Genomic DNA, 11,824 nt, shown 5'->3' on the forward strand with positions numbered 1-11,824 from the left:
GGCACGCTCTACGACCCCTTCATGAGCCGCGGCCTCGACGCGCTCTACCACGCGCTGTACGCGGGCGGCCGCTTCATCGTGGCGGCCACGCCCTCGGGGGTGAGCCTCTCCCCCGAGGGCGGGGCGCACCAGTCGGTGATCACGCCGGGCATCGGCGTTGCGCTGCCCGCCATCGCCTACTACGAGCCCGCCTTCGCGCAGGAGGTCGAGTGGATCCTGCTCGACGGCCTGCGGGGGCTGATCGAGCGGGGACCCGACGCCGAGAGCCTCTACCTGCGGCTGTCCACCAAGCCGGTCGCGCAGTCGCTGGCGCCCGCGCCGTCGCCGGCCCAGCGCGCCGCGGTGCTGCGCGGCGGGTACCGGCTGATCGACGCGCGCCGGCAGCCGGGCTACGACGCCGAGGCCAATGCGGTGCACATCTTCGCGGCCGGCGTGATGGTGCCCGAGGCGGTGGAGGCGAGCCGGATGCTCGCCGCGGAGGGCGTTTGCGCCAGCGTGTTCGTGGTCACGAGCCCCGATCGGCTCTATCGCGGGCTGCGAGCTACGGGTCCGTACGTACTCGAGCTGGTGTCGGCAGAGGAGGAAGGGGTGCCGGTGGTGTCCGTGCTCGACGGCCATTCGCACGCGCTGGCGTTCGTGGGCTCAGCGCTCGGAGTCCCGCAGATCCCGCTCGGCGTCGATCACTTCGGGCAGTCGGGTGCGCGGGACGATCTCTATCGTCACTACGGCGTCGACGCCGCCGCGATCGCGCATGCGGCGCAGTGTTTGCTTGCCCGCGGGCCCGCCCTGAGTTAGCATTCGCCCATCCCCCAGCTCCGCTCCACGCGCTCCAAAGGAGGAGCCCTCGATGGACACTCGCCTCAAGCAACTGGCCGATCAGCTCGACGCCGGTCTCATCGCCCGCCGCGAGTTCCTGCGCAAGGCGGCGGTCATCACCGGCGGCACCGCGGCGGGGCTCCACGCGCTGCGCGGCATGGCGCCCGCGCAGGCGAAGACGAAGTTCAGGCTCTGGCTCTTCAAGAGCTTCGTCACCGCGGGCAACGATGTGGTGGCCCGGCAGGTCGAGGCGTGGGCCAAGGACAAGAACGTCGAGGTCGAGATGGACTGGGCGACCTTCGGCGATCGCGAGCAGAAGTTCGTCGCCGCCATCGAGGCCGGCAACCCGCCCGACATGGCTGAGATGAACATCTACGGGCCGATGCGCTACAAGGCAGCGCTGCGCGACGTCAGCAAGGTGGCCGGCGAGCTCGCCACCGCCAAGGGCGGGCTCGTGCCCTTCGCGGAGCGGGCCATGAAGGCAGACGGCAAGTTCCTCGGTGTCGGCCGCTACTCGATGACCACCGTGTTCTTCATCCGCAAGGACATCATGGAGGCGAAGGGACTCAAGGTCCCGAAGGTCTACGACCCCGAGGTCGTCGAATTCGCCAAGAAGGCGCAGGACCCGTCCAAGGACCTCTTCGGTTTCGGCCAGACCCTGAACCGGTCGGACGACGGCGACGGGTTCATGGCCAACATCCTCTGGGACTACGGCGGGGGGGTGTGGGACAAGGACGGCAAGCCGGCGCTCGGGACCGCGTTCCTCAAGCAGAACACGCAGGCGCTGCAGTTCGCGGTGGACACCATCAAGAAGCACGGCATCCAGCCGCCCGGCGTGATGGGCTGGACCGACGTGTCCAACAACGAGTCGTACATGGCGGGCAAGCTGGTGACCACCAACAACGGGGCCAGCCTCTACTACGCGATGGTCAGCAAGAAGCACGAGCTGGCACCGAAGACGCTCTGTGTGCTGACCCCCGGCGGCCCCGCCGGCTCGTTCGTGGGCTCGTCCTGCTACAACTGGGCCGTCTTCCAGAAGTCGCAGAAGGCCGACCTGGCCGAAGACCTCATCCGCTACCTCGAGGACGAGACCCGCTTCGCCGAGTACATGAAGGTCTCGGTGGGGCAGGCGGGCCCGGTCTACAAGGGCCGCGCCGACAACCCGTACTGGAAGTCGGACCCGAACTTCGAGGCGATGCTGCAGAACATCATGCGCTCCGTGAACCAGGGCCACCCCGGCCCCATGACGCCGGCCGCCGCCGAGGTGCAGGGCCAGAAGATCCTCACCGACATGGCCGGCCGCGTGGTCGTGGGCGGGCTCTCGCCCGAGGCGGCCCTGAAGGAGGCGCACGCGCGGGTCGAGGAGATCTACAAGATCCGCGGCAAGGCCTAGCCCGGAGGCGTCATGGCCACGCTCCATCCCTCATCTCCCCCTCTCCCCTCCGGGGAGAGGGTCGGGGTGAGGGGCGCGTATCACCCCGAGGTTTCTCCCCGGCCCCGCGCCGGCCTCGAGCACACGCTGCGCCGCGTGCTGGGGCCCGACTACCGCATGGGTTTCCTGTTCGTGGCGCCCATCGTGGTGCTCGTCCTGGCCCTGGTCGCCTATCCGTTCTGCTACGCGGTGTACCTGAGCCTCACCCGCAAGTACGTGGGCATGCCGCCGGTCTTCGTGGGACTCGAGAACTACGTCCGGCTCACCTACGACGGCTTCTTCCAGCGCGCGGTCATCAACAGCTTCGTGTTCACCTTCGGCTCGGTCGCGATCAAGACCGTGCTCGGCATGGGCATGGCGCTGGTGCTGACCTCCAGGATCCGCTTCCGCTCCTTCTGGACCGGTGTCCTGTTGATCCCCTGGGTGGCCCCCACCGTGGTCTCCGCGCTCAACTTCCTGTGGATCTACGACTACAGCCTGGGCGTGCTGAACTACCTGCTGGTCCACGTCTTCGGCGTGCTCAAGCAGGGGGTGGGCTGGCTCAGCGAGCCGGGCACCGCGATGGCCTCGGTGATCGGCGTCAACGTGTGGCGCGGATTCCCGTTCTTCGGCATCAGCTTCCTGGCCGGCATGAAGGCCATCCCGGGCGAGCTGTACGAGGCCGCGGCGGTGGACGGGGCGACGGTGCTGCAGCGCTTCCGCTACGTCACGCTGCCCGGCATCCGCAACATCGTGATGATCGTGCTGCTGCTCTCGACGATCTGGACGTTCAACGACTTCGCGATCGTCTACATCCTGACCAAGGGCGGTCCGGGCGGGGCCACCATGGTGCTGCCGGTGCTGACCTACGAGATCGCCTTCGGGGCGCAGCGCCTGGGCGAGGCCATCGCGGTGGCCCTCTACATGCTGCCCGCGCTGGCCTTCGTGATCATCGTGCTGTCGAACTACATGCGCAAAGGTAGGGTGAGGTAGTGCGAGCTGCAGCCGGAGGCGAGGCGAGCGGATACAGGAGTGGGGTCAGCGTTGGTTAGGCGCCGCAGCACCGTCCGCATCGAGCGGACGCAGTCCGCGGTGTCGTACGCGATCCTGCTCGCCTTCGCCCTGTTCGTGATCTTTCCCTTCTACTGGATGATCGTCACGTCCTTCAAGGGCGAGACCCAGATGCGCAGCCTGGTCTCGATGTTCTGGCCGAGCCCGTTCGTGAGCGAGAACTACGACCACCTGTTCGCCAAGACCGAGTTCGTGTCCTGGTACGGCAACAGCATCATCGTGGCGGTCTCGAGCACGTTCCTGGCCACTGCGGTGGGCACTCTCGGCGCCTACGCCCTGGCCCGCCTCAAGTTTCTCGGGCGCGCGTTCATGGCCAGCACGGTGCTGATCACCTACCTGGTGCCGCCGTCGATCCTGTTCATCCCGCTCTACGCGCAGATCCGCAACCTGGGCATGGCCGACAGCCTCACCGGCCTCATCGCGGCGTACCCGTCCTTCACGGTGCCGTTCGTGACCTGGCTGCTCATGGGGTACTTCGAGTCGATCCCGGTCGAGCTGGAAGAGTCCGCGATGATCGACGGGGCCACCCGCTTTGGCGCTTTTCGCCGCGTGATCCTGCCCCTGGCCGCCCCCGGCCTGCTCGCGAGCGCGCTCTACGCCTTCACCCAGGCGTGGAACGAGTTCCTCTACGCATTGGTTTTTATCACCAATGTGCGCCTGCGCACGCTGCCGGTGGGCCTGTCGACCTTCATCACCGGCGACGTCTACGGCTGGGGCTACCTGATGGCGGGCGCCGTCCTCACCACGGTGCCGGTCATCGCCGCCTACATCTACCTGCAGAAGTACATGGTGGAAGGGCTCACCGCCGGCAGCGTGAAGGGCTAGGCGATCGCCCGATTGTAGCTCGCGCCGGCCGGCGTCCCTCCCCCGCCTCCGGCATCCCCTCCTCGATCCGCACGAAACAGCTGGGGAGCCCTTCGAGAACAGGAGGGATGACCATGCCGGGCGCCTTCAAGGTCGGCGACCACGTGAGCTGGAACTCCGAGGCCGGCCGGGTGAGCGGGATCATCCGCAAGAAGATCGTGGCGCCCATCGAGTTCAAGGGATACACGGTTCACGCATCGCGGGTGGAGCCGCGCTACCTGATCGAGAGCGACAAGACCGACCACATGGCCATGCACAAGGGGTCGGCGCTCCGCCGGCTCTCCGGGCGCCGCCCGTCACGGGCGACGGGCAAGACCCGGCGCCGTCGACGCGGGAAGGGCTCGTGACGAGGCCCCTCAATCGGGATTCGTGGCGACCCAGGTCGTGAAGATCTGATAGCCGAGGGCCAGCAGCGTCGCGCCCACGAACATGCCGAGGATCCCGGCGCTCGCCATGCCGCCCAGGGCGCCGAGCAGGATGACCGGCATCGGGACGTCGACGCCGCGCCCGAGCATCAGGGGCTTCAGGATGTTGTCGGCCATGCCGGCCACGAGCAGGGCGACGGTGTGGGCGACCGCCGCGCCGGTGCCGTAGTCGCCGCTCGACCAGATGTACGCGATCACCGGGAGGGTGACGATCAGGGCCGGGACCTGGGCGATGCTCAGCACCAGCGTGATGGCGGCCAGGACGCCGGCCCATGGAATGTGAGCGGCGAGCAGGGCGACGCCGACGAGGATCGCCTGAACGAAGGCGATGCCGATCACGCCCTGAGCGACTGTACGAATCGTCGCGGTGGAGAGCCGGGCGAAGGGCTCGCCTCGCTCGGGGCCGATGATCCGCGCGAAGATCGCGCGCGTCGTGCCCGCGCCTGCCTCGCCGTAGGCCATCAAGATGCCGGCGACGATGAACGAGGCCAGGAACTGTAGCAGTCCCACCCCGATGCTCGCCACGACCGCCAGCGCCTTCCGGGCCAGCTGGCCGATCTTCGGCTGCATGCTCTGGACGAGCGCGGGCAGGTCGGCGTGGGCGCCGGACCAGAAGGCGTAGATCTTCTCGCCGACGATCGGCCAGCCCCGAACGCTCTCCCGCGGAGGCGGGACGTCCAGGGTGTTGTGCTGCACGGCCCCGACGAGGTCGTGAAGAGAGCCGCCGAACGAGTTCAAGAGCACCGCGGTCGGCGCGATGATGAGGATGCATCCGCCCATGACGACCACGGTCGCGGCCAGACCCGCGCGCCCCCCCATCCGCCGAGCGAGCCCTCGATGCAAGGGATAGAGCGTGACGGCCAGGATGATCGCCCAGACCATCAGGGTCAGGAACGGCGCGAAGACGATGTAGCACAGCGCGGCCAGGACGGCGATGAACCCCGCCCGGATCAAGACGTCGGGCAGACGGGCCGAGATCTTCTTTTGAAGCTCCGGCTCGGGCAGGGAGGAGGCGGTCATCGGGCCGTATCCTATCCCAACCGGGGCGTCTATCCGTACCGGCTTCGTGGGAGGTGTGCCCTATCATCATGGGCAGGATGGCCGTGATCCCGAGACGCGCGCGGTGAACTGGCTGCTGCTGCTGATCCCGGGAGCCTGGCCTTCAGCCGGCTCGAGATCGGCACGCTCCTGCTGGGCACTCTCATCGTGGTCACCACCGCCGGCGATGGGCAGGCGACCTGGTTCAAGGGCATTCAGCTGATCGCGGTCTACCTGGTCATCGCGGCCTCGGTGTACTGGCTTCCCGTCGTCGCCCCGTGAGCCCGGCCGGCCCGCTCGCCGCCTACGGCCGTCACCGCTACGCCGTCCTCTTCTACACGCTGCTGGTCACCCTGGGCGCGGCGCCGCTGCTTGCGGCCCTGCACTTCAGCACCGACCTGCTGCAGATCCTCCTCGTGTTCAGCCTGCTCGCCGCGCTGCTCGGCGTCCCGGGGCAGCGGTGGCGGGGATTGCTCATGGTCGTCGCCGCGATCGCGCTGGGGGTGCGGGCGGCCCCGACCGCGGCGGTCGGCAGCGGGCTGGCCGCGGGCGCCCTCGCGGTGGCCTGCGCGATCGCTCTGCTCGCCGGTGTCAGCGCGCTGCGCTTCGCGATGCGCACCGCCAGCGTCGACGCCGAGCACCTCTACGCGGCGCTCAGCGTCTATCTGCTGGGCGGGCTGCTCTTCGGAGTCGTGCACTGGTCCATGGAGCAGACCTGGCCGGGCTCGCTGGCCGATGCAGGGGCGCGGGACGCCGGCGCCGCGCTTTCCCTGTCCACCGCCATGTACTACAGCTTCGTCACCCTGGCGACGCTCGGCTACGGCGACGTCGTGCCTCGGAGCGAGATGGCGCGCGGGGTCGCCGTGCTGGAGGCCATCGGCGGCCAGCTCTACGTCGCGGTCCTGGTCGCCAAGCTGGTCGGCGCCCGTCTCTCCTCCCCGCCGCGCTGAGCGGGTCAGCCGGCGGGGTCAGGTCTTGCATTACGACATTTTTGCCGCATCAGGTGACGGCGATGCGCGCCACGAAAATGTCGTAATGCAAGACCTGACCCCGTCTATCTCAGCACGGTCTTGTAGGTCGCCTCGTCGTAGCCGACGATCAGCGTGCGGCCGCGGCGCAGCGTCGGCGCGCGCAGGTTGCCGGTCGGCCCCAGCAGCAGCCCGAGCAGGGTGGCGCGGTCGGGCTTCGATTTCTTCAGGTCGACGTGCTCGACCTTCTTGCCCTTGGCCACGTAGAGGTCGTCGACGGCGTCGAGGACGTCGAGCGCGCGCGCTCCCTTGATGGTGGCCTTCTTCGCGTCGGCCTGCTCGGTCACCGTCACCTTGTGCCTGGCAAGGAACCCTTGCGTCTTGGCACAGGTCATTCAGCCGTTGCGGTGGTAGCTCCAGTCGACCTTGGGCATGGGATGTCTCCTCAGTGGGTGTAGCGGCGGGCGTACTGCGCCACGCACGCGGATTCGAGCGCGGCCGGGTCGCGATGAGCGCCGCCGAAGCGCTCCACCGAGATCGGGGCGAGATCCGGGTCGCTCTTGCCGTCGACGATGAGATCGGCCAGCGCGCGGCCGGCCGCGGGCGACAGGCTGAGCCCGCCCACGCAGCAGCCCGAGGCCACGAAGAGGCCGTCGAGGCCGGGCACGCGGCCGACGAGCGGCCGGCCGTCGGGGGTCATGGTGGGAGCGCCCCCGCGGTGGATCGCGATCTTCGCGTCGCGCAGGGCGGGGAAGTGCGCGGCCACCTCGTCCACCAGCCCGCGCAGCACGTCCAGGTCCAGCTCGAGCCCGGCGATCTGGAATCCCGGGGCGAGGCCCTCGTGCCCGAGCACGTGCGGGTGGTCCTCGTAGCCGCCGAAGAGCAGGCCGCCCTGCTCGTAGCGCACGTACACGCTGGCCTCGACCAGCCGCACGATGGGTTGCAGCGGCTCCACGCCCGCGATCGGCTCGGTGATGAACAGCTGGTGCCGCACCGGGACCAGGGGCAGCGCGATGCCGGCGCCGGCCGCCACGCGCGCGGTCCAGCCGCCCGCCGCGTCCACCACGACCGGGGCGCGGATCTCGCCGCGCGGGGTGACCACGCCGGTGGCGCGGATGCCGTCGCTCAGCAGGGCCAGCACCGGCGTGAACGGCAGCAGGCGCGCGCCCAGCTCGCCGGCGCGCGTGGCGAAGCCGACGGCGACCTTGGCCGGGTCCACCCAGCCATCGCTCGGCACGTGGAGGATCCGGAGCGCGGCGCCCGGTGTGAAGTGCGGCGCGAGGCGCTCGGCCTCCGTGGCGTCGATCAGGCGCGCCTCGATGCCCAGGCCGTCGGCGGTGGCCTGCGCGATGCGCACCCGCTCCACCGCCGCGTCGGTGTAGGCCGCGCGGAGGCTGCCCGAGCGGTGGAAGTCCACCGTGCGGCCCATCTCGCTCTCGAAGCGCTCGAAGGCCTCGCACGCCTCGTGCCGGAGGCGCGCCATGGCGGGCATGGTGTCGGCCTTGCTGGTCAGGCCGGCCGCGCGCGGCGAGGTCTGCGAGCCCAGCGCGTGCTGATCCACGAGCGTGGTCTTGAGGCCGCGCCGGGCCAGGTGATACGCGGTGCTCGCGCCGAAGGCGCCAGCGCCGATGACGATCGCGTCGGCGGAGTTCGTGGCGGCGGTCATGTCAGGCGAGCCTCGAGCCGTGCGCGGTCTCCTCGTCGGTGACCGGGCGCCGGCCGCGCAGGAAGTCGAAGTCCACGCCCTCGTCGGCCTGCAGCACGTGATCGAGGAACATGCGCAGATAGCCGCTGGTGACGCCGTCCGGCCGCGGGCTCCACGCCCCGCGCCGACGCGCGATCTCCTCGTCGGACACCCGCAGGGTCAGCCGGCGCTCGGGCACGTTCAGCTCGATCTCGTCGCCCGACTGCACGAGGGCCAGCGGCCCGCCCACCGCGGACTCCGGCGTCACGTGCAGCACCACCGTGCCGTAGGAGGTGCCGCTCATCCGCGCGTCCGAGATGCGCACCATGTCCTTCACGCCCGCCTTCAGCAGCCGCGCCGGCACCGGCGCGGCGCCCCACTCGGGCATGCCCGGGCCGCCCTTGGGACCGGCCTGCTTGAGCACCAGCACCGACGTCTCGTCGATGGGCAGCGCGGGATCGTCGATGCGGCGCTCGAGATCGCGGTGATCCTCGAAGACCACCGCGCGGCCGCGGTGGACCATCAGATGCGCGGAGGCGGCCGATTGTTTCAGGACCGCGCCCCCGGGGCAGAGATTGCCGAAGAGGATCACGGTGCCGCCTTCCGGCTGCAGCGGCAGCGACAGGGGCCGGATGATGTCCCGGTCGTGGCAGGGCGCGTCGGCCACGTTCTCGGCGAGGCTGCGGCCGTTCACGTTGCGCGCGGTGCCGTCCAGCATCGGCAGCAGCTCGCGCAGCACCGCGGGCACGCCGCCCGCGTAGTAGAAATCCTCCATCAGGTGCTTGCCCGACGGGCGCACATTGGCGAGCAGCGGCGTGGTGCGCGACAGGTCGTCGAAGCGGCGCAGGGGCAGCGGGATTCCGGCGCGGCCGGCGATCGCGACCAGGTGCACGATCGCGTTGGTGGAGCCGCCGAGGGCCATGTCCGCCCGGATCGCGTTGTCGAAGGCCGCCGCGGTCAGGATCTCGGAGGGCTTGGGCCCGCGGGCCAGCGCGATCTCGACCGCGCGGCGGCCGGACAGCTCGGCCAGGGCGAGCCGGCGCGAGTCCGGCGCCGGGATCGCCGCGTTGCCGGGCAGGGCCAGGCCGAGCGTCTCGGCCATCGCGGCCATCGTCGAGGCGGTGCCCATGACCATGCAGTGGCCGGCCGAGCGCGACAGGCACGCCTCGATCTCCGCCCACGCCTCGTCGGGCAGCTCGCCGGCCCGCCGCTGCGCCCACATCTTGCGCGCGTCGGTGCCGGAGCCCAGCTCCTGGTTGCACCACATGCCCTTGAGCATCGGCCCGCCCGTCACCATGATCGCGGGCACGTCGGCGGACGCGGCGCCCATCAGCATGGCCGGCGTGGTCTTGTCGCAGGCGGCCAGCAGCACCACCGAGTCGAGGGGATAGGCGCGGATGCACTCCTCCACGTCGATCGCCATGAGATTGCGGAAGAGCATGGTGGTGGGCTTCATCAGGATCTCGCCGAGCGAGATCACCGGGAACTCCAGCGGGAAGCCGCCGGCGCTCCAGACCCCGCGCTTGACCGCCTCGGCCACCTGCCGCAGGTGCGCGTTGCAGTTGTTCAGCTCGGACCACGAGTTGCAGATGCCGACCACGGGGCGGCCGTCGAACACCGCCTCGCTGAAGCCCTCGGCTTTGAGATACGCTCGGTGCATGAAGCCGTCGAGATTCTTGGCGGCGAACCAGTTGCGGCTGCGGAGGGAAGGGGTGGCGGCGCGTGCAGTGGTCATGAGGCCCACATTCTGCCTCGTTTGCTAGACTTCCGCCAATGAGAGCGCCGGGTCTCGGCTGGCTCCTCGGGGTGGCCGCGCTGGCCGTCGGCTGCTCGACGCTGACGCCGTCGCAGGACAAGAGCCTCGGCGAGGTTCGCGACTTCGCGGAGGAGACCTCGCGGCGCTATCAGCTGCCGCCCATCCACGTCCTGGTCAGCCACAACCCCGACAGCCCGGTCGGCGCCTATCGCCGCGGGTTCTTCGCGGTCAACGAGCTGGTGCTGGCCTCCGAGTACCGCGACGCCATCGTGGCCCACGAGCTGGCGCACTACGTGCTGGGGCACGATCAGCCCCTCGGCGCGAGCAGTGCCCGCTCCCGGCAGCGCGAGCGCGAGCAGCGCGAGCTGGACGCCAACGCCAAGTCGGTCGAGATCCTGGTCTGGGTGCGCGCCGTGCCCGAGGATCAGGCGCTGCGCATGGTCTACAGCTACTTGCTGAACGTGCATCGCCGGCTGCAGCGCTCGCCCGGCGAGGACCTGCTCGGCCACCGGCCGCCGTGCGACGAGATCGCCGATCTCCTGGCCCGCTACCCCGACCAGCTCGTATGGACGGGCCATCTCGAGTGCGCGCCGGGGCAGCCGTCCCTGGGCGGATAGACAGCCCCGGAGCCCGCATGGTATAAACATCCGTTCCCGTTACGGGCTCGTGGTGCAGCCTGGTTAGCACACTGGACTGTCAATCCAGAGGTCGCGGGTTCAAGTCCCGTCGAGCCCGCCAATTAATCAACCATTTCGGTGACGGTCAATTCTGACTGTCACCGAAATGGCGTCTAAACTGTAACCGAACGCCCCTCGACATGGCCTGTTCAGTCCTGAGCATTGAAAGCCGGCGACGATTCGAGTCCATCTGCGAGTCGTGCACCTTCTTCGTGACCACCCTCGAATTTCGCCCGACGCGGCAGAAGCAACGCGACGACGCGGAGCGCAGGGGCCAGGTCGGCCGCCAGAAGATCTTCGCTGGTCTCCTCGGGCGCCTGGACGACCAGAGGGCCCGCTGATGCCGGGAGCGGGCTGCGGCCCGCTGTGGCGCCGAAGACGCCACGGTCAGCCAGGCGGACCGGAGCCCGCCGACGTCAGGGATAACGCCGGCTGCGCGTGGCCCAGGCCGGCGAGCGCGGGCGTCGCCTGTTATGCGACGCTCGCCCGTCGCCGGCGAGGGTGCAGGACGAGCTTGGCGCGGATGCCGAGGCGGGCCAGCATGTCGATGAGCGTGTCGATGCTGAAGAGGTCGATGCGACCGCGCATGACGTCGCTCACCCGGGGCTGCGAGACGCCAAGCAGCGCAGCCACCGCGGCCTGCTTCAATCCGCGCGCCGTGATCACCTGCTGCAAGTGGGCCAGGAGCTCGGCGCGCACTTGGAGGTGCGCGGCCTCGTCGCCGGGAAAGCCGAGATCACGGAAGACGTTGCCGCTCGATCGGGTCCGCTGCACCTTCTTCATGAACCACCTATCCTTTCCGGCGCGCCCGCTGCTTCATCAGCTGGCCCAGGCGCTGCCGCGCGAGATCGAGGTCATCCTGCGGCGTTCGCCGCGTCCGCTTCTCAAACACATGCAAGACGTAGACGGCCTCGGCGAACCTCGCGAGATAGAGCACGCGATGCGCGCGGCCGGTGTGGATGCGGATCTCCTGCACACCGAGCCCCACGCTCGGCATCGGCTTCCAGTCGTTCGGCTCGAGGCCACGCTGGACGCGCCAGAGCTGGAACCCCGCCCTCTGCCGGACGTCGTCGGGGAAGGCCCTGATCGTGTCTCGGGAGTCCCCGAGCCAGAT

At 69.7% G+C, this 11,824-nt stretch carries 12 protein-coding genes, 1 tRNA gene and 1 pseudogene; 8 read left to right on the forward strand and 6 right to left on the reverse strand.

Annotated elements, in window-relative coordinates; genetic code table 11:
* The 5 genes and pseudogenes from VKN16_04870 to VKN16_04890 all read left to right on the forward strand — a co-directional run.
* A partial coding sequence (locus VKN16_04870; protein HME93531.1) for a transketolase C-terminal domain-containing protein occupies nucleotides 1-795 on the forward strand: 795 nt, incomplete at its 5' end.
* A gap of 52 nt (nucleotides 796-847) precedes the next feature.
* Nucleotides 848-2,209, forward strand: coding sequence for an extracellular solute-binding protein (locus tag VKN16_04875; GenBank protein ID HME93532.1), 1,362 nt, complete (start codon nucleotides 848-850; stop codon nucleotides 2,207-2,209).
* A gap of 66 nt (nucleotides 2,210-2,275) precedes the next feature.
* Nucleotides 2,276-3,220 (forward strand): sugar ABC transporter permease, encoded by a 945-nt coding sequence (locus tag VKN16_04880; protein ID HME93533.1) that lies wholly within the window; start codon nucleotides 2,276-2,278, stop codon nucleotides 3,218-3,220.
* A 51-nt stretch (nucleotides 3,221-3,271) separates the two neighbouring features.
* Nucleotides 3,272-4,123, forward strand: a complete 852-nt coding sequence (locus VKN16_04885; GenBank protein HME93534.1) for a carbohydrate ABC transporter permease — start codon at nucleotides 3,272-3,274, stop codon at nucleotides 4,121-4,123.
* Nucleotides 4,124-4,236: 113 nt separating this feature from the next.
* A pseudogene (locus tag VKN16_04890) lies at nucleotides 4,237-4,446 on the forward strand (DUF2945 domain-containing protein).
* A gap of 72 nt (nucleotides 4,447-4,518) precedes the next feature.
* Here VKN16_04890 and VKN16_04895 read toward each other — a convergent pair.
* Complete coding sequence (locus VKN16_04895) at nucleotides 4,519-5,607, reverse strand: AI-2E family transporter (GenBank protein ID HME93535.1); 1,089 nt, start codon at nucleotides 5,605-5,607, stop codon at nucleotides 4,519-4,521.
* A 296-nt stretch (nucleotides 5,608-5,903) separates the two neighbouring features.
* On the opposite strand from VKN16_04895, the gene VKN16_04900 reads away from it, so the two are divergent.
* A complete protein-coding gene (locus VKN16_04900) occupies nucleotides 5,904-6,575 on the forward strand; it encodes a potassium channel family protein (protein HME93536.1) in 672 nt (223 codons plus the stop codon).
* Nucleotides 6,576-6,679: 104 nt separating this feature from the next.
* On the opposite strand, the gene VKN16_04905 is transcribed toward VKN16_04900, so the two are convergent.
* The 3 genes from VKN16_04905 to VKN16_04915 are packed head-to-tail and all read right to left on the reverse strand — an operon-like array spanning nucleotide 6,680 to nucleotide 10,012.
* Nucleotides 6,680-6,988 (reverse strand): ArsC family (seleno)protein, encoded by a 309-nt coding sequence (locus VKN16_04905; GenBank protein ID HME93537.1) that lies wholly within the window; start codon nucleotides 6,986-6,988, stop codon nucleotides 6,680-6,682.
* Between the two features lie 50 nt (nucleotides 6,989-7,038).
* Entirely contained in the window at nucleotides 7,039-8,259 is a 1,221-nt protein-coding gene (locus tag VKN16_04910) for an FAD-binding oxidoreductase (protein ID HME93538.1), read from the reverse strand.
* A gap of 1 nt (nucleotide 8,260) precedes the next feature.
* Nucleotides 8,261-10,012, reverse strand: coding sequence for an IlvD/Edd family dehydratase (locus tag VKN16_04915; protein ID HME93539.1), 1,752 nt, complete (start codon nucleotides 10,010-10,012; stop codon nucleotides 8,261-8,263).
* A gap of 38 nt (nucleotides 10,013-10,050) precedes the next feature.
* Between VKN16_04915 and VKN16_04920 the strand changes: the two genes are divergently transcribed.
* On the forward strand, nucleotides 10,051-10,650 hold the full coding sequence (locus VKN16_04920; GenBank protein ID HME93540.1) for an ImmA/IrrE family metallo-endopeptidase: 600 nt from the start codon (nucleotides 10,051-10,053) through the stop codon (nucleotides 10,648-10,650).
* Between the two features lie 43 nt (nucleotides 10,651-10,693).
* Nucleotides 10,694-10,771 (forward strand) — tRNA-Asp (locus tag VKN16_04925).
* Nucleotides 10,772-11,181: 410 nt separating this feature from the next.
* Here VKN16_04925 and VKN16_04930 read toward each other — a convergent pair.
* Together VKN16_04930 and VKN16_04935 are read right to left on the reverse strand one after the other, a co-directional pair.
* Entirely contained in the window at nucleotides 11,182-11,493 is a 312-nt protein-coding gene (locus VKN16_04930; GenBank protein ID HME93541.1) for a helix-turn-helix transcriptional regulator, read from the reverse strand.
* 7 nt (nucleotides 11,494-11,500) lie between these two features.
* Nucleotides 11,501-11,824: type II toxin-antitoxin system RelE/ParE family toxin (locus VKN16_04935; protein HME93542.1), on the reverse strand; the 324-nt coding region annotated here is incomplete at its 5' end.

The organism is Candidatus Methylomirabilota bacterium, from assembly GCA_035315345.1.
GTDB lineage: Bacteria > Methylomirabilota > Methylomirabilia > Rokubacteriales > CSP1-6 > CAMLFJ01.